General features: G+C 68.3%; 22 protein-coding genes and 1 pseudogene. 8 read left to right on the top strand and 15 right to left on the bottom strand.

The window, feature by feature from the left end:
* The first annotated feature begins 8 nt into the window (after positions 1-8).
* The 4 genes and pseudogenes from G567_RS0101965 to G567_RS0101980 form a co-directional block, all read left to right on the top strand.
* Positions 9-1,529: an ABC transporter substrate-binding protein gene (locus G567_RS0101965; RefSeq protein ID WP_028928640.1), complete on the top strand. Its 1,521-nt coding sequence runs from the start codon at positions 9-11 to the stop codon at positions 1,527-1,529.
* A gap of 120 nt (positions 1,530-1,649) precedes the next feature.
* The gene (locus G567_RS26275; RefSeq protein WP_051232060.1) at positions 1,650-3,227 is read left to right on the top strand and encodes an FAD-dependent oxidoreductase; all 1,578 of its coding nucleotides are present in this window, start codon (positions 1,650-1,652) and stop codon (positions 3,225-3,227) included.
* A gap of 278 nt (positions 3,228-3,505) precedes the next feature.
* Entirely contained in the window at positions 3,506-5,953 is a 2,448-nt protein-coding gene (locus G567_RS26280) for a glycoside hydrolase family 65 protein (protein WP_051232062.1), read from the top strand.
* Between the two features lie 491 nt (positions 5,954-6,444).
* Positions 6,445-6,600 (top strand): annotated as a pseudogene (locus tag G567_RS0101980) (2Fe-2S iron-sulfur cluster-binding protein); the annotation flags it as partial.
* Positions 6,601-6,793: 193 nt separating this feature from the next.
* Here G567_RS0101980 and G567_RS26285 read toward each other — a convergent pair.
* The 4 genes from G567_RS26285 to G567_RS26300 all read right to left on the bottom strand — a co-directional run bounded on the left by G567_RS26285 (position 6,794) and on the right by G567_RS26300 (position 9,958).
* Positions 6,794-7,626, bottom strand: a protein-coding gene (locus G567_RS26285) for an IS5 family transposase (protein ID WP_245585499.1) whose coding sequence is annotated in 2 segments (ribosomal slippage) — positions 6,794-7,464 and positions 7,464-7,626 — 834 coding nt in all. Because the reading frame shifts where the segments join, the coding sequence is not laid out codon by codon here.
* Between the two features lie 285 nt (positions 7,627-7,911).
* Positions 7,912-8,313: a RidA family protein gene (locus G567_RS31685; protein ID WP_051232064.1), complete on the bottom strand. Its 402-nt coding sequence runs from the start codon at positions 8,311-8,313 to the stop codon at positions 7,912-7,914.
* A gap of 28 nt (positions 8,314-8,341) precedes the next feature.
* Positions 8,342-9,472 carry an LLM class flavin-dependent oxidoreductase gene (locus tag G567_RS26295; RefSeq protein WP_037055297.1) on the bottom strand — a complete coding sequence of 377 codons (1,131 nt, stop codon included), beginning with the start codon at positions 9,470-9,472 and terminating at the stop codon, positions 8,342-8,344.
* A gap of 108 nt (positions 9,473-9,580) precedes the next feature.
* Complete coding sequence (locus tag G567_RS26300; protein WP_051232065.1) at positions 9,581-9,958, bottom strand: YybH family protein; 378 nt, start codon at positions 9,956-9,958, stop codon at positions 9,581-9,583.
* Between the two features lie 263 nt (positions 9,959-10,221).
* On the opposite strand from G567_RS26300, the gene G567_RS0102005 reads away from it, so the two are divergent.
* Positions 10,222-13,086, top strand: a complete 2,865-nt coding sequence (locus G567_RS0102005; RefSeq protein WP_028928642.1) for an ATP-binding protein — start codon at positions 10,222-10,224, stop codon at positions 13,084-13,086.
* On the opposite strand, the gene G567_RS0102010 is transcribed toward G567_RS0102005, so the two are convergent.
* The 11 genes from G567_RS0102010 to G567_RS0102060 form a co-directional block, all read right to left on the bottom strand.
* Positions 13,040-13,501: a RidA family protein gene (locus G567_RS0102010; protein WP_028928643.1), complete on the bottom strand. Its 462-nt coding sequence runs from the start codon at positions 13,499-13,501 to the stop codon at positions 13,040-13,042. The genes G567_RS0102005 and G567_RS0102010 overlap by 47 nt on opposite strands.
* Before the next feature lie 20 nt (positions 13,502-13,521).
* Positions 13,522-15,042 carry a 2-hydroxymuconic semialdehyde dehydrogenase gene (locus G567_RS0102015; RefSeq protein WP_245585500.1) on the bottom strand — a complete coding sequence of 507 codons (1,521 nt, stop codon included), beginning with the start codon at positions 15,040-15,042 and terminating at the stop codon, positions 13,522-13,524.
* Between the two features lie 22 nt (positions 15,043-15,064).
* Positions 15,065-15,742: an HAD-IA family hydrolase gene (locus G567_RS0102020; RefSeq protein WP_147200952.1), complete on the bottom strand. Its 678-nt coding sequence runs from the start codon at positions 15,740-15,742 to the stop codon at positions 15,065-15,067.
* 90 nt (positions 15,743-15,832) lie between these two features.
* Complete coding sequence (locus G567_RS0102025; RefSeq protein WP_028928646.1) at positions 15,833-17,659, bottom strand: PEP-utilizing enzyme; 1,827 nt, start codon at positions 17,657-17,659, stop codon at positions 15,833-15,835.
* A gap of 41 nt (positions 17,660-17,700) precedes the next feature.
* Positions 17,701-18,792, bottom strand: a complete 1,092-nt coding sequence (locus tag G567_RS0102030) for a PEP/pyruvate-binding domain-containing protein (protein WP_028928647.1) — start codon at positions 18,790-18,792, stop codon at positions 17,701-17,703.
* Positions 18,789-19,067, bottom strand: coding sequence for a EutN/CcmL family microcompartment protein (locus G567_RS26305; protein ID WP_051232068.1), 279 nt, complete (start codon positions 19,065-19,067; stop codon positions 18,789-18,791). Before G567_RS26305 ends, G567_RS0102030 begins: the two co-directional genes overlap by 4 nt.
* Positions 19,067-19,396, bottom strand: coding sequence for a BMC domain-containing protein (locus G567_RS0102040; protein ID WP_028928648.1), 330 nt, complete (start codon positions 19,394-19,396; stop codon positions 19,067-19,069). Before G567_RS0102040 ends, G567_RS26305 begins: the two co-directional genes overlap by 1 nt.
* A 31-nt stretch (positions 19,397-19,427) precedes the next feature.
* Positions 19,428-19,724, bottom strand: a complete 297-nt coding sequence (locus G567_RS0102045) for a BMC domain-containing protein (RefSeq protein ID WP_028928649.1) — start codon at positions 19,722-19,724, stop codon at positions 19,428-19,430.
* A 44-nt stretch (positions 19,725-19,768) separates the two neighbouring features.
* A complete protein-coding gene (locus G567_RS0102050) occupies positions 19,769-20,593 on the bottom strand; it encodes a DODA-type extradiol aromatic ring-opening family dioxygenase (RefSeq protein ID WP_028928650.1) in 825 nt (274 codons plus the stop codon).
* Positions 20,586-21,557 carry a DODA-type extradiol aromatic ring-opening family dioxygenase gene (locus G567_RS0102055; protein WP_084795695.1) on the bottom strand — a complete coding sequence of 324 codons (972 nt, stop codon included), beginning with the start codon at positions 21,555-21,557 and terminating at the stop codon, positions 20,586-20,588. Before G567_RS0102055 ends, G567_RS0102050 begins: the two co-directional genes overlap by 8 nt.
* Before the next feature lie 5 nt (positions 21,558-21,562).
* The gene (locus tag G567_RS0102060) at positions 21,563-22,438 is read right to left on the bottom strand and encodes an alpha/beta hydrolase (RefSeq protein ID WP_051232070.1); all 876 of its coding nucleotides are present in this window, start codon (positions 22,436-22,438) and stop codon (positions 21,563-21,565) included.
* Between the two features lie 132 nt (positions 22,439-22,570).
* On the opposite strand from G567_RS0102060, the gene G567_RS0102065 reads away from it, so the two are divergent.
* The 3 genes from G567_RS0102065 to G567_RS0102075 form a co-directional block, all read left to right on the top strand.
* Positions 22,571-23,371 carry an IclR family transcriptional regulator gene (locus tag G567_RS0102065; RefSeq protein WP_028928653.1) on the top strand — a complete coding sequence of 267 codons (801 nt, stop codon included), beginning with the start codon at positions 22,571-22,573 and terminating at the stop codon, positions 23,369-23,371.
* 193 nt (positions 23,372-23,564) lie between these two features.
* Positions 23,565-25,316: an amidohydrolase gene (locus G567_RS0102070; protein WP_028928654.1), complete on the top strand. Its 1,752-nt coding sequence runs from the start codon at positions 23,565-23,567 to the stop codon at positions 25,314-25,316.
* A gap of 128 nt (positions 25,317-25,444) precedes the next feature.
* The coding region (locus tag G567_RS0102075; protein WP_028928655.1) for a 3,4-dihydroxy-2-butanone-4-phosphate synthase at positions 25,445-25,878 on the top strand (434 nt) is incomplete at its 3' end.

Raw genomic sequence — 25,878 nt, forward strand, 5'->3', positions numbered from 1 at the left:
GACTTCGGGTGGCCACTCTCCTGACGGCCCTCTCACTGATCGCCGCCACGGCATGCGGGAACCCGTCCGGCGCGGGTCCGAACGGCCCGCCCGACCCGAACGCGGTCATCAGGGTGGCAAACCACCTCGCTTTGACCACATGGGATCCCGCGCGCAGCATCGGTGGGCCGGAGACACAGCTTCTCGGCCTCGTCTACGACCGGCTGGTCCACAGCACTCCGGAGGGGGAACCGGCCCCCGGAGCGGCGGAGTCATGGACCTTCGAGAACAGCGGACGGACTCTGCTCCTCAGCCTTCGGCACGGTCTGCGCTTCTCGGACGGCACAGCGCTGGACGCCGAGGTCGTCAAGCAGAACCTGGATAGGGCAAGGGACCTGCCGACATCCACCATCGCGGCCAATCTCGCCAACATCGAGTCCGTGGAGGTCACGGATGCGGTGACGGTTCGGATAAGCCAGCACAATCCGGACTTTGCGCTACCGATGTTGTTGGCCGACCGGCCAGGGATGATCGCCAACCCGAGGACCTTCGCCCAACTGGATGCGGCAGAAACTCCGATCGGTAGCGGACCATTCACCGTCGTTGCGCAGCAGCCGAGTGTGTCCATCACCCTCACGAAGAACTCCTCGTTCTGGGACGCGAACCGCATCAAGGTCGGTGGCGCCGAGATCCGAGTGATCCCCGACCCGACGGCGCGACTCAACGCGTTGCGATCCGGCGAGGTGGATCTTGCCTCCCTGGAGGCAGAGCAGGCAGAGGACGCCCGGCAGCTGTCGGAGCTGCGGGTGGACGCCGGCCCCAGCCTGGAGTCCGCCTATATCTGGTTGAACCCGAGCTTCGATCCCGCGTTGGCCGATCCCAATGTGCGAAAGGCGATCAGCTACGCGCTCGATCGGAACGAGATCGTGAACGGCGTCATGTTCGGGGAAGCCCGGCCTACGGCGCAGAGTTTCCCCAAGGGGCACTCGGCGTACGACGACGCCCTCGACGGGCAGCCCCAGCATGACCCGACGCGAGCCAGAAGACTTCTCGCGGACGCGGGTCTGCCCAACGGATTCTCGTTCGAGGCGGTCGTTTATTCACCGAAGATGGATCGGGTGGCGCAGGCCATCCAGTCCCAGCTGGCGGAGGTCGGCATCACGCTCACACTCCGTGCGCTGCCCGCATTTGGCTCAGCGACCGAGTATTTTCAGAAGAAGAGCGTCGACGCCGCGATCTTTTCGACCCGCAGCGGCCTGGAGCCAAGCCTGCTGTACCGACAGTTCTACCTTCCGGGACAGTACTACAACCCCGGTAATGTGAGCTCTGACGAGGTGTCCGGGCTTATCGAGAAGGCGAAACACGAGCCGAGTGTCGACGCCCGTATGGCACTTTATCGGGAGATCGCCCAAAACGTCGTCGCTCAACCACTCGGTGTCATCCCCGTGTACAGCGCGAATCAGATCGTCGCACACTCGAGGGTGGTTTCCGGTGTGCGGACGTGGATTGACGGGTTTCCTCATCTCGATGAGATCAGTATGAGCAAATGAGTTGACCTGCCCACTCGGCTTCGATTGTCGATACATCATCGGAGGTGTCGGGTGCGCGGAGAGTGAGAGTGTCGAAGTCTCGCTCGAATGATATTTGTTCTCGACTCGGGAGAAATATCTATGCGTGAGGTGGACGTTCTCGTGGTCGGCTCCGGCGTGGCTGGGCTGACCGCTGCACTGGCGGCGAGCCTCAAGGGCGCCGAAGTCGCCGTCATGGAAAAGTCGGCCTATATCGGCGGCACCAGCGCGATGTCCGGTGGAGTGTTGTGGATTCCCGCGAACCGCCACATGGTGTCAGCCGGTCTGGCTGATACCGGCGCCGAAGGCCTCCGCTACCTGGAGCGGGTCACGATGGGGCGGGTGCCGATCCCGGTGCTGTCGGACTACATCGACAGCGCAGCGGGAATGCTGGAGTTCCTGGAGGCCAACACCAGCCTCGAATTCGTATCACGGTCTGATCATCCTGACTACCTGCCCGAGAGTCTCGGCGGCAGGCTCGGGCGGGGTGTCCAGCCGAAAGAGTGGGACCCGTCCCCGCTCGCCCAAGCCTTCGAGCTGATTCGGCGCAGCCCGTCCGGATGGAAGGAGGACCTCCCCGACGTCGAGAAACCAACGCCAAGAAGAACCTTCGTCAGTTTCGGGCGGGCTTTGGTCGGTGGGCTGTTGTTCGCCTGCCTCAGGAACGGTGTGCATGTGCAGACTGCATCGCCGGTGGTCGACCTCTGGTTCGACAACGGGCGAACGCGCGGCGTGTGGATCGAGCACGACGCACATCGCTCGAAGATCGGTGCGCGATGTGGCGTCGTCCTTGCCAGTGGCGGCTTCGAATGGAACCAGGAACTCGTTGACACCTTCCTGAGCGTACCGCTCACGATGCCGGTCAGTTCGCCGTCCAACACCGGAGATGGCTTGCGTATGGTCATGCGCGCCGGGGCGGCGCTGGCGAACATGGGCGAGGCGTGGTGGACGCCGGCTATTCACATCGACGGAGAGTCGTACGAGGATGGCCCGTTGAATCGGTTCATCACGGGCGAGCGCTCAAAGCCGGGCAGCCTGATGGTGAACCGTCGGGGTCGTCGGTTCGTTCGCGAAAGCATGAACTACAACGACATCGCGAGGGCGATGGCGGCGTTCGACCCACTTGGGTGTGAGTATCCGAACCTGCCGTGCTTTCTGATCTTCGACGCCAGGTATCGTGAGTCTTATTCCGTCGCCGGAATTACGCCGGCAGATCCCACGCCTCGGTGGATGCACGAATCCGGTTCCATCGACGTGCTCGCAGCGAGGCTCGGTATTGATGCGGTGGGCCTGAATTGTCAGATTCGGGAATTCAATATGCATGCCGGACGCGGTGTGGACTTGGCTTTCGGCCGTGGAAGCGACCTTTACGATCGTTACGCCGGCGATCCGGTCGTCGGCGTGAATCCGACTCTCCGTCCGCTCGGTCGCGGCCCGTATTACGGGATCGAACTCCATATCGGCGCCCTCGGAACGAAAGGTGGACCGCGCATCGACCGCTGCGGTCGGGTACTCGATTTCGGAGGCGCTCCGATCCCGGGTCTCTACGCCGCCGGAAATGTCACCGGCAGCGTCATGGGTCCCAGCTATCCGGGGCCTGGTGCCACTCTGGGCCCCGCAGCCACCTACGGGATGAAGGCCGGAACGACTGTTGTCGATGACGCCAACTTCCGTAGCTGATGAGGTCAGCGTGGCACCCTCCTGTCAGGCCACCCACAGCCACGGAGCGGGCGCACCATCGCTTCCCAGGCCGGACGCTTCTTCTTGAGCCGCCCAGGTGCTGACGTCGGTACGTGTGCCCGTGTCGACATGCCGGAACGGGGTGACCAGCGGCCACCGGACCCTCCGTGCGGGACCAGTCGCTCAGCTGGGCCGGGACCTTGGTCCCTCCGGCACCGTCCTTCGACCGTGCCCGGCGGCGGTGGCGGCCGCCTACCGTCGGGCGACGGAGGTGACCGATGACGGACGCGTGGACGCTCGTGTTCGACGGGTGGGATCCCGCCGACGAGGGCCGGCGGGAGGCGTTGTGCACCCTCGGCAACGGACGGTTCGCGACCCGGGGCGCCGCCCCGGAGTCGGCCGCCGACGGCGTGCACTATCCGGGCACCTACGCGGCCGGCTGCTACAACCGGCTGCGGGACGAGATCGCCGGGCGGTGCGTCGAGAACGAGAGCCTGGTGAACCTGCCCAACTGGCTGGACCTGCGGTTCGCCGTCGGGGACGGGGAATGGATCGAGCTGTCCGGGGTCGGTGTGCTCGAGCACCGGCTGGAGCTGGACCTGCGCCGCGGGTTGCTGAGCCGCACGACGCGGTTCGTCGACGGGGCCGGCCGGCGGACCTCGGTGCACCAGCGCCGGTTCGTGCACATGGCCCGGCCGCACCTGGCCGGGTTGCACACCGTGATCACGGCCGAGGACTGGTCCGGACGGCTGTGCGTCGCGTCCGGGATCGACGGTTCGGTGACCAACTCCGGCGTCCGGCGCTACCAGGGCATGTCGAGCCGGCACCTCGAGATCGTCTCCACGGAGCAGCCGGACCCGGGCACGCTGCTGCTGGTCGCCCGCACCACCCAGTCGCGGCTGCGCTTCGCGGCGGCGGCGCGCACGCGGGTGTGGCGCGACGAGGTGCCGGAGGAGCCGCCGCGCCGGTTGCGAAGCGAGGCCGACCGGATCGCCCACGAGCTGGATCTGGAGCTGCGCGCCGGGGAGGCGGTGGCGATCGAGAAGGTGGTCGCGCTGGTGACCTCGCGCGACGTCGCCGTCTCCGAGCCGGCAGCCGCGGCCGTGGACCTGCTCGCCGACGCGCCCGGCTTCGACGAGCTGCTGGAAAGCCACGCGCTGGCCTGGCACCAGCTGTGGCGGCGGTTCCGGTTCGAACTCACCGACGGCCGCGGCCCCGGGACCGTCGAGACGCTGCGCACGCTGCGGCTGAACGTCTTCCATCTCCTGGCGTCGGTGTCGTCGCACAACGTGGATCTCGACGCCGGGATCCCGGCGCGCGGGTTGCACGGCGAGGCCTACCGCGGCCACGTGTTCTGGGACGAACTGTTCGTGTTTCCGGTGCTGACCCTGCGCCTGCCCGAGTTGCCGCGCGCGTTGTTGCGGTACCGGACGCGGCGGCTGGACGCGGCGCGGTGGGCCGCGCGGCTGGCCGGGCATACCGGGGCGATGTACCCGTGGCAGTCCGGCAGCGACGGCCGCGAGGAGACCCAGCAGGTGCATCTCAACCCGCGGTCGGGCCGGTGGCTGCCGGACACGAGCCATCTGCAGCGCCACGTCGGCCTCGCCGTGGCCTACAGCATCTGGCAGTACTACCAGTCCACCGGTGACATGGAGTTCCTCGCCACCCACGGCGCGGAGACGATCCTGGAGATCGCCCGGTTCTGGGCCGGGCTCGCGAGCTACGACCCGGCGATCGACCGCTACCGCATCTGGGGCGTGATGGGCCCCGACGAGTACAGCACCCGCTATCCCGGGGCGGCCGAGCCGGGCATCGACGACAACGCCTACACCAACGTGATGGTGGTGTGGCTGATGCTGCGGGCCGAGGAGGTACTCGCCGCGCTGCCGCCCACCCGGCGCATCGAGCTGGAGGAAGGCCTGGGGCTCTCGCGGGCGGAGCGGCTGCGGTGGCAGGAGCTCAGCCGCCGGATGTATGTGCCGATCGCCCCGGACGGGATCATCTCCCAGTTCGAGGGCTACCGGGAGCTACCCGAGCTGGACTGGGACGACTACCGCCGCCGCTACGGCGATATCCAGCGGCTCGACCGCATCCTCGAGGCCGAGGGCCGGTCGGTGGACGACTACCAGGTCTCCAAACAGGCCGACGTGCTCATGCTCTTCTACCTGATGTCCGCCGACGAGCTGCGCGAACTGCTGGGGCGGCTGGGCTACGAGCTGCCCCCGGAGGCCATCCCGCGCACGATCGACTACTACCTGGCCCGCACCTGCCACGGGTCCACGCTGAGCGCGCTGGTGCACGCCTGGGTGCTGGCGCGGGCGCATCGGGAGCAGGCGATGGAGCATTTCGACCGGGTGTTGAACAGCGACATCGCCGACATCCAGGGCGGCACCACCGCCGAGGGGGTGCACCTGGGCGCCATGGCCGGCAGCGTGGACCTGCTGCAGCGCTGCTTCGCCGGGGTGGAGACCCGCCAGGATGCGCTCTGGTTCAACCCGCATTGGCCGGACCGCTACGGCCGGCTCACGTTCGCCATGGAGTACCGGGGACAGCCGCTGACCGTCGAGGTGTGCGGGCGCCGGGTGCAGGTGTCCGCTGGACCCGGCACCGGCCGCCCGATCCGGGTCGGCTGCGGGGACGAGGTGCGCGAGCTGCGGCCGGGCCAGACCGTGGGATTCGTCGCGGAGGGCACATATGCGGCCTCCGCGAGGGTGGACGCGGATTAGCACCGGGGCGTTGCTCCGCGATCCGGGGTCACGAGGGCCATCAGCATGGGCCGTTCGGCCCTGCCGGATGGGCATCGCCTCGTCGATTCTGGTCCCTGCCGGAGAAGCGCGGCTGGCGTCATACGCAGCCACCGTTCGCGGGCATGGGGGGTGCACGCGGCGCGTCGGCGCGATGACCCAGCCCTGGTCTCGTGGGATGGGCTGGAGTTGCACGAGGCCGGACCTCCGGCACGCCCGGGGGCTGCAAACCGTCCTGGGGAGCGACGGGCTGGCAGCCCCCGGGCGCCTACGGCGTTCATCCAGAGAAGACGGGCGGTGCACCCAGGCGTCCATCGCGCTGCCCGGCCCCGACGCGGCGGCCCGGGCCGTGGCGCCCGCGCGCCCAACCCCGACCTGCACGCCAGCGGCGACCACCGCCGCGACCTCCTCGAGGCACTGGTCACCGAAAGCCTGCTCACCGCACACACGCGGGCATCTGGAGTTGATCCACCATGACAACCCGTCGGATTGACACCGTGGTCAACGGCGTCGACATCGAACGCGTCGTGGACTCTAGAATGCTGCTCTCCGACTTCCTGCGCCACGAACTCCGGCTCACCGGCACCCACGTCGGCTGCGAACACGGCGTCTGCGGCTCCTGCACTGTGCAGTACGCGCCGCGGCACAGACAATAGCTGTTGCCACTGAGGGTGCAGTTCAGGTACGCGACCGTGCGTCCGATAATTCCGGGACAGATGGCGAGGGGAAGCGCGTGGACACGTAGGCCAACGGCGCCTGACATGAGGCCACCGGGAGTTTTGCGCTTTCACTCAGAACGTGTTTGAGAGGTGATCCTGTGGTTCACCGAACGTATTCCAGTGGACGGCGTCCGGGGCGCTGCGCGGGCTGGCCGCGGGCCAGGCGGCGGACCAGGAGGTCGATCGCGGCCCAGCGGATCATCGCCTCGGAGATCTCCGGGTGCCGCTCATAGTCACGGGCCAGCCGCCGGTGCGCCAACAGCCAGCCCAGCGTCCGCTCGACCACCCACCGCTTGGGGTGCACTTGGAAACCCCGCTGGCCAGCGGGTTTACCGACGATGTGCACGCTGACGCCCAGCAGCCGCCGCGCCCAGGCCACCAGCCGGCCGGCGAACCCCTGATCGGCGAACACCACCCGGGCCGGCGAGGTCAGGTACAGCCCCAGCAGCATCGTGGTGGCCCCGGCCCGGTCCTGCACGCTGGCCGGGCGGACCATCACCGCCAGCAGCAGCCCGAGCGTGTCGGTGAGCACGAACCTTTTGCGCCCGTTGATCTTCTTGTGTGCGTCGTAGCCGCGGGACTCGCGGCCCACGGTGTCGGCGCCCTTGACGCTTTGGGTGTCCAGCACCGCCGCCGACGGCTCGGGCGCGCGGCCTTCGGCCCGGCGCAGCCGCCGCCGCAGGATGTCCAGGACCTGCCGGGTGACGCCCTGGGCTTCCCAGCGGGCGAAGTGCCAGTAGACCGTCTGCCAGGGCGGGAAGTCCCGGGGAGCTGCCGCCACGCACAGCCGGTGCGGTTGACATAGGCGATCGCGTCCACGATCTCCCGTCGGGGCCACTTCTCCTTGCGGCCGTCCCAGTGCGGAGGCGGCAGCAGCGGCTCGATCAGCGCCCACTGCTCATCGGTCAGGTCCGAGGGGTAGAACCGGTCTCGCATACCCAGCGCGTACCCCGCCAGACGACGACCTCACGATCACCTCTCAAACACGTTCTCAGAGGCGTTCGAGATGCGGGGATCGAGAACGGACTCGGTGTACGAGGCGAGTACTCGTGCAGCAGGGAGATCGGCCTCTCTGGCCTGGTAGGAGCGGAGGGGAGGGGCTCCTACCAGGAACTGATCGTATCTAATCCATCGCCGGATCCGGATATTCTCCTTTTCAGACCGAAGGAGTCGTCCCGGTGCCACCGCAGTGGTGCTTAGCGGAGCGGGCAGCGGTTTCTGTTAGGAGGCCATGGCGATGGCCTGGACCTCGACAAGCAGCTCCGGAAAAAGCAGGCCGTGCACGGAACAGGCGAAACCAACGGGTCCGGAGCCCGGCAGCACCTCGTTCTTCGCCGCGACGAAGTCGGTGAGCGCGTCGGCGATCACCAGGTCCTCCGTGTGCTTGTAGAAGATCATCATCTGGGTGAGGTCGCTCGGCCCTACCGCCGCCAGTTCCAACACCTCGCGCAGGTTCCCCAGGGCCTGTCGGGTCTGTTGCGCCAGCCCTCCTTCCACCACCTTCAGGTCCCGATCGAGGCCGACCTGTCCGGCGATGAACACGACCCCGTCCTGCCGCACCGCCGAGTGGAACCCCGGCACCATTCCGCGCATGTGCTCGGGATCGAAGACGTCGCGTTTCATCCGACCTCCGTTCCTGGCTCTGTCCGACTCACGTGATCCGGCCGTCACCGACCGGCGCTACCCGCGCGATGCTGTTCGGCGCCTTGAAGTGCGGGATCACGTGCCGGCCGATGAGTTCCATCGAACGCAGTACCTGCTCGTGACCCATGCCCTCAAGCCGGAGGGTGACCTCGTCGTATCCCATGGCCTCCAGACGCCGGCCACGCTCGATGAAGTCATCCGGCGTTCCGATGAGGATGCTCGGCGTCCGCTCGATCAGCGCATCGAGATCGTTGTTCTTGATGATCTCCTGGAGTTCCTCGCCGGTGCGGGCCATGTAGGCGTAGTCGGGCGACTCCTTGGCCAAGCGGCCGTAGGTGAGCTCCGAGATCGCGCCGAGGAAGCTCATCGCGATCGGCCCGGCAATGGCCTTGGCCTCCTCCCGCGTCTCCGCGCAATATGCCGTGATCACGCAGTTGCACATCCGGTCGAACACCGCACCGCCCACCTGGCGCGTCGGGTTCTTGATGGCCGTCTTGTACGCCGCTGCCTTTTCCTCGAGTTCGTCCCAGCCCAGCCAGTTGTCGAAGTTGATGATGCCGATCCCCATCTCACCGGCATAGCGGTTCGACTCGAGGCTCGTGCCGACCATCATGATCGGCGGATGCGGATTCTGGTACGGCCGCGGGGACAGACTCATTCGAGGAATGTTCAGGCGCTCCCCGACATGCTCGAACTCCTCATGGGAGAGAGCCTTGCCGATCACCTCCAGGGATTCCATCATCTCTGCGCGGACGGTCGTCGCATCGGCGCCGAACGCTGCGAGTTGGAACGGGTTGTTGCCCCGTCCGACCCCGAGGATGGCTCGCCCATCGGACACGATGTCCAGCGTCGCGATCCGCTCGGCCACCCGAAGCGGATGATTGATCTTGTGCGGGAGGAGCACGATCTGGTGCATGAAGTTGATGCGGCTCGTCTGCGCCGCGATGTAGGCGTAGAGGATGTCCGGCGCAGATGTCGTCGCAATCGGACTCAGGCCGTGCTGTTCCGACCCACCCCAGAAGTCGAAGCCCATCTCCTCTGCGAACTGGACCTCCTTGACGAGCTGCTTGTAACGATGGTAATGCGACGTTCCAAGTGGCGTTTCGCCCTCCTGTAGCAGCCCCCAGTGCAAGCCCATCTTGAAATCCTTTCTCACATTACTGACGACCGTTTTTCGGCGCGGTTCCAGCCTATGACGCGCGGTCAGGTTCTCCGACCGTCGGGGAATTTCGAGTTCCTGAACGCCCTACTCCAGGCCGAAGGGATTGTCGATCACGATGAGCCAGTGTCCCTCGGTCTGACGGCGTACCACATCGATGTTGGTTGCGTTCATCTCGATGGGGGAGCCGTCCGGGGCGGTTCCGGTGAGCGTCCAGTCGCCGGCGACGAGGGCGATCTCCTCGGACTCGACCACCTTCCTCACAGCGGTCACCGTCAGTGTCGGCTGGATCGCGAAGTACTCCGACAGCGCTTCCCGGACGGCTTCTCTACCCACGTACCTCTTGCCGTCCTGAGCGACGAAGGTGGCCGTCGGCTCATAGAAGGAGAGGGCGCCCTCCATGTCCTGGCCATTGATCGTTTTAACGGCCATCTGGACGACATCTTCCGGCCTGCTGGCACGCACGTTGACTCCTCTTTGGGGATCCGATGGTGTGTTCACCGAATTTCCTGATCCACTGTCGATCGAAGGGACAGCGGTCCCGGGCGGACGCGCTGACCATATGACCGCAGCGGCACCTTGGCGCCGCCATCGCCGGATGGGGATGGAGACAAGTGACCATTGGTTTATCCGGTATCCCCAATGGTTTTTGAACCCCCTGTCGACCACGCTGCGGTCGACGGCTACCGTCGCCCGAGGTTGTGCAGCCAGTGGAATCGGGGACAACGATGTCGAACGAGCCCGCCGTCCTTGAACGCAGCCGCGAACTTGACCGGTTCTGTGAGGCGCTGCGGTTGGCCCGGAGCGGCCACGGTCGGGTGCTGGTCATCGAGGGCCCGAGCGGAATTGGCAAGACGCGGCTGCTCGCGGAGGCGCGCGGGCTCGCCAGCGAGATCGGGCTTCGCGTGTTACACGCCCGCGCCGGAGAGCTCGAACGCGACTACGCATTCGGCGTCGTGCTGGGGCTGCTCGATCCTGTCGTAGCCAGCGCAACCACCGAGCGGCGCGAGTTCATGCTCCGTGGCCGCGCCTCGTTGGCGGCGCCGTTGCTCGACGGGATGGACGACGGCACTCGACGTGTTGCCTTGAACGACGAGCACTCTTTACTGCACGGTCTGTACTGGTGTCTGGTCAATCTCACCGAGGAACAGCCCACCGCGTTGGTGATCGACGACGTGCATTGGGCGGACCAGCCCTCACTGCGGTTCCTCGTCTATCTCGCACAACGCCTCGCCGACCTGCCGCTGGCGATGATCGCGGCCATCCGCAACGGGGACCCGGCCGAGGAACCAGAACTGGTAACCCGGCTCGTCGACGCCTCCTCCGCACCGACAGTGCGGCCCGCGGAACTGAGCCTGGACGCTAGTCGGGAGCTGCTGGTCGAGGCGCTGCCGGACGCCCTCGGGGACGATTTCGTCCAGGCGAGTTGGGAGGCGACGCGGGGGAATCCGTTCCTGCTCCGGGAGATCGTCTCCGAGGTTCTCGCCGATCCAGTTGCCTGGCGGGAGAACGCCGCGGCCCGGGTCGCGGCGTTCGCCCCACACTCGGTGAGCCGCAACGTGGCCCTTCGGCTGACTCGGCTCGGCCCCGACGCCCTGCTCCTGGCACAGGCTCGTGCCGTCCTCGGCGACGGATACCCGCTGGTTATCGCCACGGCATTGGCGGGGCTCGACGGTCCCGCCGCTGCCACCGCCACAGAGCGGCTGATCGACGCGAACATCCTCAGCGGGGCCGAGACGATCGCGTTCTCGCACCCCATGATCCGATCCGCGGTCTACGAGGGGCTCGGCTCCGCCGAGCGCTCGGCCATGCACGTGACTGCCGCGTTGCTGCTGCACCGTTCCGGGGCGACCGCAGAGATTGTGGCTCACCACCTGTTGGCAGGAACCCCGACCAGCGCTGGATGGGCGCTCGCCACGCTCCACGACGCAGCCCGGGCCGCCGCTCGCAAGGGTTCGCCGAAGTCCGCGGTGCGACTCCTGCGCCGGGCCGTAGAGCTCTGTCCCGACGATCGGGCGGCCCCGCTGTTGATCGATCTCGGCCTCGCCGAGGCGGCCGCCGGCGAGCTGACCGCACTCGGCCGGTTCGAGGAGGCCCTGAGCATTCTCGACGACCGGCAGGAACGGATCCGCGCGATGTACGCGCTGGGCCAAACCCTCTATCGCTACGGACGCCACGACGAGGCCGCGACGATCTTTCGCCGTGGCGCCGAGCTCACCCGCAATGATCCCTCCGCCATGTTGACGTTCGAAGCCGGGTTCATGTGCGCGGCGCAGTATGTTGTCGCGCTGCGTCCCGAGCTGCGTGCTCGGCTGCGGGCACAGGGAGACCTCCGAAGCCGTTCGCGTGGGACAACGGCCGACCGGGCGTTGCTGGCCAACCTGGCTCTCGACACCGCGATGAGCGTCGGCGACCAGCCGGCGACGTGGACGGCGGAGCTGGCCCAACACGCACTCGACGACGACGCCCTGTTTCGCGCGGAAGGCTCGGAGAGCATGGCGATGAACCTTGCGATCCTCGCGTTGCTCTGGTCGGGGCGCCCTGGCGATGCCCAGCGGGCGATCGACCTCGTCCTCGCCGATGCCCGCGAACGTGGCGCGACGCTCGCCTTCGCCGAGGCATCGATGGTCCGTGCTTTGATCATGTACACCCGTGGGCAGCTGGCGGAGGCGGCGGCCGATGCGCAGGCTGCTATCCACGGTATGGAACGCGGCTGGCATTCCGGTGTGCCCGCCCCGCAGTCCGTCCTCGCGCAATGCCTGATCGAACGCGGCGAAGTCGATCGCGCCGCTGCCGTGCTGCGGGAGGTCGCGCCGCTCCTGGGCAGCGTTGCGACTCGCGGCATGAAAGCGTGGTTCTATGCGGCCCGCGGTCGATTGCGCCTCGAACGCCGTGACGCTCCTGGGGCGTACGCCGACTTCCTCGCCGCCGGGGAATGCCTCGATGAGTACCTCGCCCCGGCCAGCCCGGCGCTTATTCCCTGGCGTTCGCTTGCCGGGCTCGCCGCGTGTGCCGCCGGTGACCGGAAGGGTGCCCTGGCTCTGATCGACCACGAGTTGGCGCTCGCTCGCCAGCTCTGCCTGCCAGCACAACTCGGTGCCGCGCTGCGGCGCCGCGGCACCGTCGAGGCGGGGCCCGAGGCGCTGGTCCATCTCACCGCAGCTGTCGCAGCGCTCGAAGTGGCCGACTCGCAACTCGAGCTCGGGCGTGCATTGCTCGAACTAGGCAGCCGACAGCGTCGATCGGGGGCTGTGACCGAGGCGCGGGAGAATCTCCGGCGCGCCCTCGATCTCACCCATCGGGGTGGCGCCACCGCGATCGCCGAGCGGGCGCGCGAGGAGTTGCTGGCCAGCGGGGCACGCCCCCGACGACACGTACTGACCGGCGTTGCATCGCTGACCCCCAGCGAGCGCAGGATCGCCGAGCAGGCCGCAGCCGGCCATACCGCTCGGGCCATCGCCGAGGAGCTGTTCCTCAGCAAACACACGGTGGAATGGCACCTGCGGCGGGTCTACCGGAAGCTGGACGTGTGCTCGAGGGTGGAGCTCAGGGAGAAGCTGGACGGGCACCACTCCGGTTCTCCGGTGAGGTGACGGGCCGGTGGGCCACGGCCTGCATCTCGATCAGCAGCTGTGGATGCGGTAATTGGTGGACCGCCACTGTGGTACGGGTCGGCCCGGACTCGTCGAAATACTCGCCGTAGATCTCGTTGTATCCGGCGAAGTCGTTCATTGACACCAGGTAGGTGGTGATCTGGACGAGATCGGCGAGATCGGCGCCTACGGCCTGCAAGATGTCACGAATGTTCTCGATGACCCCGCGCGTCTGCTCCCGGATGTCCAGCCGGATCGTCCCGTCCTGGTCAAGCCGAGCGCCGGCGATGGTGTCGTCTGGTCGGCGGCTGCTCGTCCCCGAGACGAAGACGAACTCGCCGATGGTTTTGACGTGCGGGTATCTCCCTCGCGGCGTCGCCTTGCCGGGGAGCACCCGGCTCTGGTTCCTGGTCATGCTCCTCCTCGAGTGCGTGCTCATCCGTGCTCGGAGAGCTCGACGCAGACGTTGGTCAGCTCGGAGTAGAAGTCGAGCGAGTGCCGGCCGCCCTCGCGACCGATGCCGGAGGCTTTCATCCCGCCGAATGGCGAGCGCAGGTCGCGGAGGAACCAGCTGTTCACCCATACCAGTCCGGCCTCCAGACGGGGCGCCACGCGGTGGGCGCGGTGCACATCGCTGGTCCATACGGTGGCCGCCAGGCCGTAGTCGCTTTCGTTGGCGGTCTGCACTGCCTCGTCCTCGTCGTCGAACGGTTGGAGGTGGCAGACCGGCCCGAAGATCTCCTCGCGGTTCACCCGAGCGTCGGATCCCAGGCCGGCAAGCACGGTGGGCTGGATGTACGCCCCGCCGTCACGGTCGTCGCCGAAGGTGGGGACGCCGCCGCCGGCCAGTACTGTGGCCCCTTCCTGCGTCGCGAGGTGGTAGTAGCTGAGCACCTTGTCGCGATGGCCGTGTGAGATCATCGGGATGACCTGGGTGTGCGGGTCCGCGGGCCAGCCGTAGCGCTGTTGCCGGGCCTGGTCGGTCAGCCGGTCGCGGAACTCGGCGAACACAGCGCGCTGGACCAGTACTCGTTCGGTGCATAGACAGACCTGCCCGCCGTTGGTGAATACCGACCGTGTGGTGCCGGCCACCGCGGCGTCCAGGTCGGCGTCGGCGAAGACCAGCGCCGCGTTCTTGCCGCCGAGCTCGAAGGACACCGCCTTGAGCCCCGCCGCGGCCGAGCGCATGATCGCGCTTCCGGTACCGGACTCGCCGGTGAACGTGATCGCGTCGATCCCGGCGTGGCTGGTGAGCAGCTCGCCGGCCGCACCCGGCCCGTGGCCGTGCACGAGGTTGAACACCCCCTCGGGTACGCTGGCGCGGTCCATCACCTCGGCGAGCACGGTCGCCGACGAGGGAGTCTCCTCCGAGGGCTTGACGATCACGGTGTTCCCGCAGGCCAACGCGGGCGCGACCTTCCAGGTGGTGAGCAGCAGCGGTAGGTTCCACGGAACCACCACGGCCACCACACCCACTGGCCGCCGCACGGCGTAGTTCAGCGCCCGGCGGCCGTCCGCGGTGGTGGTTTGGAAGGCCTCCAGCGGCGCTCCCGCGATCAGGTCGGCGAACGCCCGGAAGTTCGCTGCGCCGCGCGGGACGTCCAGGGTTCGGGCCTGGGAAACCGACTTTCCGGTGTCGGCGACCTCTGCCGCGACCAGGTCCTCGTGGCGGCGCTCCAGCTCGTCGGCGATCCGCCGCAGCAGGGCGGCGCGGTCGTCGGGGGAGGTGCGGGCCCACGGCCCGTGCAACGCCCGGCGCGCCACGGACACCGCCGTGTCCACGGTCTCTTCATCACCTTCGGCGACCTCCAGGATCATCCGTCCGGTCACCGGGCTGATCTTCGGGAAGGTCGCATCAACGGGTAGGAACCGCCCACCTACGTAGTGGCGCAGCACGCCGCGCTCGGTGCCGGGCTGTCCGGCCATCAGCTCCGGCGACCATCGGGCAGCTCTCATCAGGGGTCCTCCCGTAGGGCGGCTAGGGTCGAGCCCGGTCCGGCGCTGGTGGCAGCCGGAACACGCGGCCTGGGACCGGGGCGTCCCCGTCGGCCAGCCCGACGGTCGTGCGGATGCGTACGGCGGACCCTTCGGGATCGAGCACGTCGAACAGCAGCGTGTGCATCCCGACCGCGCGTGCCCCGCTCAAGTTTGCGGGGAGATCGTCGACGAACAGGCAACGAGAGGGATCCTCGCCCAGCGTCTCCGCCGCCGCCGCGAATGCCTGCGGGTCGGGTTTGAGCACGCCGAGGCTGGCGGCCTCGAGGATCGCGTCGAAACACACCAGTTCCGGGAACCGCCGCGGCCAGTCCGCGCCGAACCAGTGGGCCATGTCGTTGGTGAAGGCCACCAACCGGACCCGCTCGGTGAGCTGGGTGATGAGACCGCGCATCTCGGCGCGGATCCCCCGGCATTCCCGCCACAGGGTTGCGATGTCGAGCTCGGGCCGACGCTCGCTCCATCGTCGCCAGTAGTCCCGCTCCTGTAGCACTCCCCGTTCGACGGCCTTGTACTCCCCGTCCCTGGCGAACGGGCCTCCGGGCAGACCCGGCGCACCGGTCAGCTCGAACAGGGTTGGGATCACCACCCCACCCATGTCGAGGATGACCGTGGTCAACGCCGCGCCGTCCACGGTGGGTATGGCCCGGCGGGCTGTCACTCGGCGCAGCGTCCGCCGTCGCCGTGCCGCCCAGCCCGACCACTGGGCCGACCGCGGAGCCGTTGGCTCACTCTGATCTCTGGGCACTGGTCAGTCCAGGACCGTGACGACGCCGGTGTCCCCGTCCACCCGGACGCGCTGGCCGCCCTTGAGCTTCGCCACCGCGTGGCCGGTCCCGACCACCGCCGGCAGCCCGTACTCCCGGCAGACGATGGCTGTGTGGCTCATGATGCCGCCCACATCCGATACCGTGGCCGCGATCTTGGAGAAGACCGGCGCCCAGGACGGCGAGGTCGCCGGGCACACCATGATGTCGCCCTGCTGGATGCTGTCGAGCTGGGACAGCTGCCGAATGATCCGGACCGGCCCCTCGACCACACCGGGTGAACCGGCCACTCCCCGGAATACCCGCCCCGAGCGGGTGTCGTCGGAGTCGTCGAGCCATTCGTTGACGGTCTCGGTGGTGATGCCCCACAGCATCACGGTGAGCGGTTCGGTGACCGCCTCCGGTGTGGGGCCGAGCGCCGGCACCGGCTCCCACTCCTGCAATGCCTGGAAGATCCGACGGCGCTCGGCGATCACCGGCCGCCAGTAGTCCCGGGACCGGGCCACGCCGCCCACCGACCAGGCCGCCACCAGGTCGTAGAGGGTTTCCGAGACCTCGTAGCGGCGGAGGAAGAACATGTCCTCCGGATCGTCGAAGATGCCGTGCGCGACCAGCGTCCGGGACAGTTCCTTGGACTTCGCCCAGAACGTCGCCCACATCCAGTGTTCGATGTAGAGCGCGTGCTCCTCGATGTAGACGAAGACCGTCCGCGCCAGTTCGACCACCTCGTCGAAGGAGAGACGGTCCTCGGGCACCAGCAGGTCGCGGTACTCCTTGGTGATCCGCTCTCGTTCGGCGAGCAAGCGTTCGGTGGGGCGGTCGATCACCTGGCCGGCCTTAAGTCGGGCGACGTAGTCCCGGACCGAGGTCAGCGGGATGTTCGGGTCGTCAAGCCACGTGTCGTACACGTGATAGCCGCCCGGGTGACCCGGGTCGGTGTTGACCAGGAACCAGGGATCTGAGGTGGCCTCCCAGTCGGCGACCCACTCCCGGCCGGCCTGGCTCCCGGCGAGCTGAGCAAACAGCGTCTGTGCGTCTTGGGAGGTGAGGACCTCGGCGTCGATGCCGAGCCGAACCGCTTCTTTGGCCAGGCGCTTGAGTTCGTCGTCGGGGCGGTACAGGTCGACGTGCAGCCCGCCGATCATCCGTGCGATGGACTGATCGCTGATGTCGGGGAACGCCTTCTTACAGAAGCCGAAGAACGTAAGATAGGCGGCGTAACCGACGTTGAGCATCTCGAAGTGGTACTGGTACGTCTCGTACATCGTCTGAACGAGAATGTCGAAATCCCGAATCAACCGGTAGCCGGCCGAGTGCCCCAGGTGGGAGAAGACCGTCTCCTCCGGCTCGAGGTCGGGAAGCGGATCGAAGCGCAGCGCCCGAATCCGCTGGTGCGCCGCGACCACCTTCTGCTTCCACTTCGTGTAGATCTCGTCCCAGTTCTCGTAGTAGTGCCCGGCGCGGCGGGCGAACTCCTCGGCCCGGGCGGCCACCTGCTCGGGTGGCGCGGAGATCGGGGAGACGTACAGCCGACCGTTGACGATCCGCTGGTCGTTGCCGAAGGCCGGGGGCATGGCGAAGATCCGCGTGTTGAACGCGCCCAGCGCCTGCCACCAGCACTCGCACTGAATCTCGTCGTATGGGTGTATCACCTCCGGGTGGTGCAGCCGGTCCTGGAACCAGAAGCGGTTCTCGTCCTGCTCGCGGCGCTCCTCGCCGAACAGGTGATACCAGTTGTACATGCGCTCCCAGCCCTCCGCGCCAGGCGGCGTGGGAACCTCGAAGGGACTGGGGAACCGGTTCTCGGCCATACGGCTCGTCCTTTCCGGTGAGGGATCTGCGGGTGGTTCGATCAGCCGGGGTGGCCGCCGGCCGCGCCGGGCACACCTGCGCCAGCGGTGAGGGTGGCGAGGACGGACTGCAGAGCGGTGCGGCCACCGGCCACCCCGGACCGGGCGCGGCGGGACCACACCGTCTCCGGGCGGGTCTGCAGGAGGAAGACGTTGTCCGGCGCGGCACCCTCGTCGAGGGCGAACTCACCGTCCTGCGGACATCCGGACCGCTGCTCGACCAGCCGCGCCAGCCGGACCAGTTCGCCGATCTCGGCGTCGGTCAGGCTGGGTTGTTCCCGGCGGCCCTGCGGCACGGCGGCGGCGACGACGCCGTGTGCGGCATGGGGGTCGCGGACGGCTGCGCTCTTCTTGACGGCGACGTCGCGCCGCAGGATCTCGCCGCTGACCTTGTCCACCACGAAGCGGTCCGGGGTGACCTGACCGGATACCAATGGTTCGCCAAGTCCCCAGACCGATTCGATGACGACCTTCGAGGGGTCCCCGTTGGACGGGTTGAGCGTCATGAACACCCCGGCCGCGGTCGCCGGCACCATTCGCTGCACCACCACCGCCATCGCGTCGTCGAGGGCGGCGGAGCCGATGCGCAGCCGGTAGCTGAGGGTGCGGGCGGTGAACAGGCTGGCCCAACAGGACCGGACGCAGTCCTGCAGCGCCTCCGCGCCGTCTACCCAGAGGTAGGTGTCGTGCTCGCCGGCGAAGCTCTTGTCCGCTGAGTCCTCGGCCGCCGAGCTCGATCGCACCGCGACCGGGAGATCGGTCCCGACGGTCCGACGCAGCTGCTCGTATGCCTCGTCGATCGCGTCCCGTGTGCGGTGTCCCGCGGTGGCCTCGACGACGCGGCCACGCAGCTCGGCGGCGAACCGCTCCAGCTCGCTCGTCGGCTGATCCGGGTCGAACCTGGCCAGCTGCTCGTCGATGTCGCGCCGCAGGTCGGGACCGAGCGCTGCGCGAAACGCCGCGGTGGTGACCACGAACCCGGGTGGGACCCGCAATCCGGCCTGGCTCATCTCGGCCAGTCCGGCGCCCTTCCCGCCGACCAGGGCGCGATCGCGACAGCGGGCTTCGTCGAACCAGATGATCGTCGCGGTCACGTTCGTCCTCCGCCCGCCGCGGTGGGCGGTGCTGATGGTTCGTCAGCGACCGCCACCAGCGCGACGACGGCCGCGTCGACGGTCGCCTCGCCGGTGGCGGCCTGGGCCGCCTCGTCCGTGGCGACCAGCACCCGAGAGCCGCGCCCACATTCCATCAGGTCGACCGCGACGAGCGGGTGCCCACCGATCGGCTGCACCAGCACCAGACGCCGCCCGTCCAATCCGGTGACCTGCCGGTCCGCCCAGACCGGCCCTTGCACCTCCCCGATGAGCATCAATCCACCCGTCCCTCGATGGCCTCGACGACCTGCCGGATGACCTGGCCCGGCCCTGCCGCGAGAACCTCCGCGGAGGCGCTGTGCGGCTTGGGGTACACCTGAGCGCTGTGCACCAGTCCGTGCTGCTGGACCGCGGCGGTGCCGGCCTCCACGGCCTGACGGACCGCCGCGAGCGTGCCCTGGATGCCAGCGACCAGATAGCCGCTACTCACCCGCTCGATCGCAATGCACCGGACGTCGGCGGTCTTGAGCATCGCCTCGATCCCGGCGGACAGCGCAACCACGCCGCGCGTCTCGATCAGACCGATCGCTCGATCCGATGCCATGCCTAACCTCCAAGGAAACTGTCAAGAAAGATCAACTGGGCAGGACGGCCTGCGGGTCGAGACCCAGGGCCGCCACCGGGGGACTCGGGCTGGCGAACACGATCGAGGAGACCGCCCGGCCGGAGACTGCCCGCGCGGTCTCCTCCCCGATGTCCGCGGCCTCCTCCACTGTCGCCAGGTCGCCGGCGATCGCCACCGACACCAGACCGCCGCCCACCTTGATCACGCCTCGGATCTCGACGTCGGTCGCTTTCGCCATCGCATCGACCGCGTCGAAGATGGGCACGAAGCCCTCCGCCTCGATGAAGCCGACCGCCTGATTCGCCATGGTTCTCTCCTCCTGAGCAGGGTGGGTGCACTCGAGAAGGCCGGTCAGGCCGGCCAGTGGACGACCGCGGCACCGGTCCCCCAGATCGGCCCGGAGGCGAGGACCTCGCCCGGACCGACTGCGCCTTCGGCGCCGACCAGCCAGGGCAGCACGCGCAGCTGGCTGTCGGCCGCGGCCGCCCGGCTGTATGCTTCGCGCAGATCGAGCGCGGCGGCGAGGTCGCCGGCGGCGAGCAGGCCGAGCAGCCGGCTGTTCCACTGCTCATGTGCCGGGTCACTGATCTCGTCCTCCTTCGGACTGATCCAGCGTGGGGTGAGCCCGGAGGACAGGCCGGAGACTCCGACGACGGCGATCCGTCGGCCGAGCCGGCGGGCCGCTGCGACACCGGCCGCACCCACCCGGAACAGTGCGTCGGCATCCGCGTAGAGGTTGCAGGAGACCTGGGCCATCGGCAGCGTGCGGTCCGGGTCGAGAAGTCGGCTCGCCACGACCGTGCCGGTGTCGATCGGGAAGTGCTCGTAGTGGGTGCGCCGGGCCTGCATGCCGACGGTGTCGATCTCGGCTGCCCACGCCTCGGCGAGCGCGGTGTCGGTGCGCAGGTCGTAGTCGAGGTGGCCGAAGTCGTAGGCGTACCAGTTCTCGTCGGTCCGCTGCCCGCGCGGGTTCGGATCCAGCTGAACCTGGTGGCCGAGCACCGTGAACCACTGGGTGGACAGCAGCAGGACCGCGTCCGGGTTCGCCGCCCGAAGCCGGGACCCGACCTCGAGCACCGCCTCGGCCAGCCGCTTCCAGCTGGGCGCCGGGGAAGCGGCGAGCAGGTGCGGCATGCCGGGGACCAGCGCACCGCCGACAACTGTCGCCTCAGACATCGCTGAACTCCTCCGGCACCCACTCGACGACCGCGTTGCCGGTGCCGATGATCGTCCCGTAACCGAGTACATCGCCCGGGATGGCCGGCCAGTCCAGCGCGGCCAGCAACCAGGTCAGGCTGCCGGCCTTGGTCTCCGAGGCGGTCTGTGCGATGTGTTGGGGGACGAAGTCGGCCACCGCGCGGGTCGGGCCGGTGCGCACCAGATCCAGCAGCCGAATGTCCCACTGGTACTGGTGGTGACTGAAGGGGTGCTCGCGCGACATGTCCTCGGGCAGGTCCGCCTCGACGTCCCAGTGCAGGTGCGACAGCGAGTTCGAGGCGAGCAGTACCGCGCGTCGTCCGGTCGTCTCGATCGCCCTGCGGGTGGCCGCGCCGAGCACCTCCATCTCGTCCAGCGCGGCCTCGGCGTAGAAGTAGGGGTTGTTGTTGGCTGACAACGAGACGACGGGGATGTCCCAGGACGGGTTGGCCAGGTGCAACGCGCCGATCGTGGCGTAGTCCACCCGAACGCCGGGTTCACGGAGCTTGCTCGTGACCAGCCCGGCCTCGGCGGCGCAATCGGCGATCGTCTCCGCGAGCTCGACGTCGGTCGTCATGTTGTAGTGGTAGCGGAACAGGTGCGGGAAGATCGGCTCGACGGAGACCCCACGCGGGTTCGGCACGCAGTTCACGTGATGGCCGACCATGGTGATCCAGTGCGGTGCATGGACCACGAGCACGTCCGGGCGCAACCGGGTCAACCGGCGGCGGAGCTCGGCGTAGGCCCAGCGCAGCACCTCCCAACCACCGGTCGAACGCGGTTCGTTCTGCGGGGGGTTCTCGGCGTAGATCAGATGCGGTGGATGCGGAGCGAGGTAGCCGGCCGCGATCCCCGGCCGCGGCCGGTCGGTAGAACCGACCACGGCCGGGGCTGCGATGGCGGTCCGTCCGGTCGTCACCGGGAGCTGGAACACGCGCGCCATAGCGCTCAGCCCTTGGCGAGCCCGAGAACCCGCTCGGTGAGCTCGCTGTCCGGCTCGGTCAGCGCCATGATCTCGTCGAAGTGGTTGAACTCCGGGCGCGGCCAGTACTCCCCCGGCAGCCCGGCGGCCCGCCAGGCGGTGATGTAGTCGACCGACTGCCGCTCCATCTCTGCAGGCTGGAGCCCGCCATGCGTCACCAGCAGCGGCGGTGCCGATTCGGGCAGGTTGAGAATGGGACTGTTACGCATCACCTGGTCCGCCGTGAACTGCAAGTCGGGCTGCGCGAACGTGTAGGGGATCGGACGGAGGTCGAACAGGCCGCTGATCGCGCAGGCGCCACGCACCAGGTCCTGCGGCAGCCCGTAGTCGTCGGCCCAGTAGGTGTCGAGCACCATCGCCGCACCGTGCCCGCCCGCGGAGTGCCCGACGACGGCGAGCCGTTCCGGGTCGGCGCCGTAGTTGGCGATGTTCCGGTAGGTCCAGGCGACCGCCGCCCGGTGCTGGCGGACGATCTCGTCGATGGTCACCCGGGGACACAGCGCGTACGTCGGGATCACCACGGTCGCGCCGCGGGCCACCGGCCCCCGGGCCACCAGGCTGAACTCCGCGCTGGTCAGCGATTTCCAGTAGCCGCCGTGGATGAACACCACGACCGGACCGCCCGGCTCACCCGGGAACACGTCGAGGCGTTCGTCGAGGGTCGGGCCGTAGGAGACGTCGAGGTGGCAGGTGAGCTCGTCGCGGGCCCGGGCACTCTCGCCGACGTACTGCTCGGCGTAGGCACCGAAATCCGGCACCGACACCTCGATGTCGTACTGCTGGTTGAGCTCCTCCCGAGAGCGGAACGCGATACCGCTGGGAGCACGGTAGAGGGGTCGCATGGCCGTGGACGCTAATCCCGACGAGCCGGGGATCCAGACGTGCTGTCCGGAACCGCTGGACACCCCTGACAAACCCATTACCAGGGAAAACCCATCCCCCAGGGGGTGTTTCGGGGTGCATAGACTCCGGCCATGGTCGGCATCGATCGGGTGCCTGGCGCCGGCGTCGCCTCGGTGACCAAGGCTGTGCGCCTGCTCCGGATGTTCACCCCGTCGGTCAGCGTGCTCTCGGTCCGTCAGCTCTCCGAACGCACCGGTATCCCGCGTAGCACCGTGCATGCCCTGTGCACCTCGTTGGCGGCGGAGGGCATGCTGGAGCTGCTCCCACAGGTCGGGTACCGGCTCGGACCGACGCTACTCGAGCTGGGAGGTCAGCTCATCGAGCGGAGCGGGCTCGTCGAGGCCGCCGAGCCGGTGATGGGCCGGCTGCCCCGGATGCGCGGGCTGGAAGCGCACCTGGGGCAGCTGGTCGGGGGTTGGGTGGTGTACCTGTACCACCGCAGCTTTGACGCGCAGCGGATCCCGATGGCCAACTGGGTCGGGCTGCGCGCACCCGCGTTCCTGACCGGCTGCGGCAAGGCCCCGCTGTCGCTGCTCGAATCCGCCGACGTCGAGGCCCGGCTGCGGAGCCTGTCGGATCAGGTGCCGGCGCCGGACACAGCCGCGCTGCGCGATGAGCTGACCGCCGCCCGGGAACGCGGCTACGTGGTGTCCCGAGCCTTCCAGCAGGACCGCACCTCGGTCGCCGCGCCGGTGGTCGGGCCCGACGGCCAGCCGATCGGAGGGCTGTCGCTGGCCGGCCCGTCGTCGCTGTTCACTCGGGGCCTCACCGAGCAAGCCGCGCAGGACGTGCAGGAAGCTGCCCGGCACGCTGGGATACGGCTGCTGCGTGAGCGCCCGGTACCGCCGCGGGCACACCCGACCAACTGGTGACGGTCAACTGATCGGCCGGCCGCAGCCGCGGGTGTCCAGCCATGCCGGACCGGCGCCTCGCCTTACCCCGAGCGGGCATCCAACATGCCTGTGGAACCGATCACAGCCGGCGTGAGGAGACCCGCCGGCGGTTCTGCATTCGCTTTCCCCGCCGGCGACCGATACCGCCGGTTGATCCGAGAGGAGCCTCGCAGTGACCGACCGTCCGGTTTCGCTCTCTGCCGCAGATACAGTCATCGTCAACGGTAATGTCCTCACGGTCGATGCTGAATTCAGCAGCGCCGAGGCGATCGCCGTCAAGGACAACAGGATTGTCGCCGTGGGCCGCAACGACGCGGTCCTGGAACTGGCGGGTTCCGCCACCAAGGTCCTCGACATCGACGGCGCCACCGTTATTCCTGGCATCATCGACCCGCACGGGCACATCGGCACGTTCGGGATGGAAAAACACTTCGTCGATCTGAACGGGGCCCGCTCGGTCCGGGAGATCTGCGCTCGTATCCGCGAGCGGGCCCAGCAGGTACCGGCCGGAACCGTGATCGTCACGACCCCGGTGGGCGATGGCCCCTACTTCTTCAACGTGCCAGGGGCCTTGGAGGAAGGCCGGTTCCCGACGCGCCGCGAGCTGGACGAGGCCGCCCCGGAGCATCCGGTCTACATCACCGCCCCGACCAACCGCATTCCCAACTCCGCGGTCTTCAACAGCCTCGCCTTCGAACTCGCCGGGATCACGGCCGATTCGGTTCCGGCGGGCAATCCCAACCGGGTCCAGATCCGCAAGGACGCCTACTGGTTGGACGGCATCGAGATCCCCCGTGATCCCGCCACCGGCGAACCGACCGGCGAGTTGCGCACGATGAACCCGCTCTACCCGCAGTCATCGTACTTCGATGTGGTCACCGGCTTCGTTCCGAAGCCGACATACGAGTTCGTCCGCGAGGGCATTCGTCTGCTCGCCCCGGATTTCGTTTCGCTCGGCACGACGACGCTGCTGGAGAACCACCTCACCTCGCCCGAGGAGTTGCGAGCCTACGCCGAGCTGGATCTGCCACTGCGGGTGTTCTACACCGTGGAGCTGGACCCGAACCGTCCGATGGCCGAGCTCGAAGAACTGGTCCGGGCCATGGCATTCGCCGCAGGGAAGGGTTTCGGCAACGACCGGGTCGGGATCGCCGGGGTGAGCATCGGGCTGGACGGCCCGCACTGGCAGGGAACGGCGGTGCTCGATGAGCCGTACGTCGGCCCCTTCGGGGACCTTGTGTCGCCGGGGACGCTGGCGCCGGTCGAGGCGTACCGGGCGGTGGTTCGGCTCGCTGCCCGGTACGGGCTGCGCATCCACGGCGAGGCGGCCGGGCGCGGCGCGATCCAGATCTTCCTGGACACCATGGCCGAGCTCGACCGGGAGACGCCGATCGCAGACCGTCGGTTCATCCTGGAGCACTGCGAGTTCCCGACCCGCGAACAGATCGCGGAGTGCAAGCGGCTGGGCATCATCCCGACGACGGCGACCAACTTCATCTGGGGAAAGGGCGACGAGGTCTACCTCGACCGGCTGGGCCCCGACTACGCGGAGAACGCCATCCCGCTGCGATGGTGGCTGGATGCCGGGGTGCCGGTCTGCCAGGAGACCGACTGGGGTCCCCGGTCGCCGATGTTCACGATCTGGGAGTCGATCACCCGTCAGACCGGACTCACCGGAAAGACGATCGGCGCCCACCAGAGCATCACCCGAGAGGAGGCGCTGCGCATCTTCACCATGAACTGCGCGTACGCGCTGTTCATGGAGGACAAACTCGGCTCGATCGAGACCGGCAAGCTCGCCGACCTCGCCGTGCTCTCCGCGGACCCGATGACATGTGCCGAGAACGACATCAAGGACATCGACGTGATCGCCACCATGATGGACGGCAAGGTGGTGCACGCCCGGGACGACTTCCCCGCCTGATATGACGCCAACCCAGCGAGTGACACGACATCGGCACTGTTCGATCTTCCACTCTGCCGCTACACCACACTAGAACCGGCGGGCACGACGGGGCGACCGACCATGCCGCAATCGGAAGGAAGTGAGGCATGTCGAGCAGCGCGGCGCTCGGGCAGCCAGCCCGCGACGGGGACTCACGCTGTCCGGTGGGGGCGGCGCTGGCGGAGCTGCGGCGGGGACGGATGGTGCTGGTCGTGGACGACGAGGACCGGGAGAACGAGGGCGACCTGATCATGGCCGCGGAGAAGGTCACCCCGGAGGCGATGGCCTTCCTGATCCGCCACACCAGCGGGGTGGTGTGCGTCGGGCTGTCCGCCGAGCGCGCCGAGGCGCTGCGTCTGCCGCCGATGGTGGCCGAGGGCGAGGACCCGCGGGGGACCGCGCTCACCTACCGCACCCTGCCCGAGGGCCCCGCCCCCGGCACCGAGCACGTGGCGCTGGTGCGCGGGCAGGTCGACCAGGCCGGCGACCCGGCCGCCGCCCCGGTGCTGGTGCGGGTGCATTCGGAATGCCTGACCGGCGA

It is taken from the genome of Pseudonocardia asaccharolytica DSM 44247 = NBRC 16224, assembly GCF_000423625.1.
In the GTDB taxonomy this organism is placed as follows: domain Bacteria; phylum Actinomycetota; class Actinomycetes; order Mycobacteriales; family Pseudonocardiaceae; genus Pseudonocardia; species Pseudonocardia asaccharolytica.

Coding starts and splice junctions, on each gene's coding strand:
- G567_RS26275 (WP_051232060.1), top strand. CDS start 1,650: ATGCGTGAGGTGGACGTTCTCGTGGTCGGCTCCGGCGTGGCTGGGCTG.
- G567_RS26280 (WP_051232062.1), top strand. CDS start 3,506: ATGACGGACGCGTGGACGCTCGTGTTCGACGGGTGGGATCCCGCCGAC.
- G567_RS31685 (WP_051232064.1), bottom strand. CDS start 8,313: ATGAAACGCGACGTCTTCGATCCCGAGCACATGCGCGGAATGGTGCCG.
- G567_RS26295 (WP_037055297.1), bottom strand. CDS start 9,472: ATGGGCTTGCACTGGGGGCTGCTACAGGAGGGCGAAACGCCACTTGGA.
- G567_RS0102005 (WP_028928642.1), top strand. CDS start 10,222: ATGTCGAACGAGCCCGCCGTCCTTGAACGCAGCCGCGAACTTGACCGG.
- G567_RS0102010 (WP_028928643.1), bottom strand. CDS start 13,501: ATGACCAGGAACCAGAGCCGGGTGCTCCCCGGCAAGGCGACGCCGCGA.
- G567_RS0102015 (WP_245585500.1), bottom strand. CDS start 15,042: ATGAGAGCTGCCCGATGGTCGCCGGAGCTGATGGCCGGACAGCCCGGC.
- G567_RS0102025 (WP_028928646.1), bottom strand. CDS start 17,659: ATGGCCGAGAACCGGTTCCCCAGTCCCTTCGAGGTTCCCACGCCGCCT.
- G567_RS26305 (WP_051232068.1), bottom strand. CDS start 19,067: ATGCTCATCGGGGAGGTGCAAGGGCCGGTCTGGGCGGACCGGCAGGTC.
- G567_RS0102040 (WP_028928648.1), bottom strand. CDS start 19,396: ATGGCATCGGATCGAGCGATCGGTCTGATCGAGACGCGCGGCGTGGTT.
- G567_RS0102045 (WP_028928649.1), bottom strand. CDS start 19,724: ATGGCGAATCAGGCGGTCGGCTTCATCGAGGCGGAGGGCTTCGTGCCC.
- G567_RS0102050 (WP_028928650.1), bottom strand. CDS start 20,593: ATGTCTGAGGCGACAGTTGTCGGCGGTGCGCTGGTCCCCGGCATGCCG.
- G567_RS0102055 (WP_084795695.1), bottom strand. CDS start 21,557: ATGGCGCGCGTGTTCCAGCTCCCGGTGACGACCGGACGGACCGCCATC.
- G567_RS0102060 (WP_051232070.1), bottom strand. CDS start 22,438: ATGCGACCCCTCTACCGTGCTCCCAGCGGTATCGCGTTCCGCTCTCGG.
- G567_RS0102065 (WP_028928653.1), top strand. CDS start 22,571: ATGGTCGGCATCGATCGGGTGCCTGGCGCCGGCGTCGCCTCGGTGACC.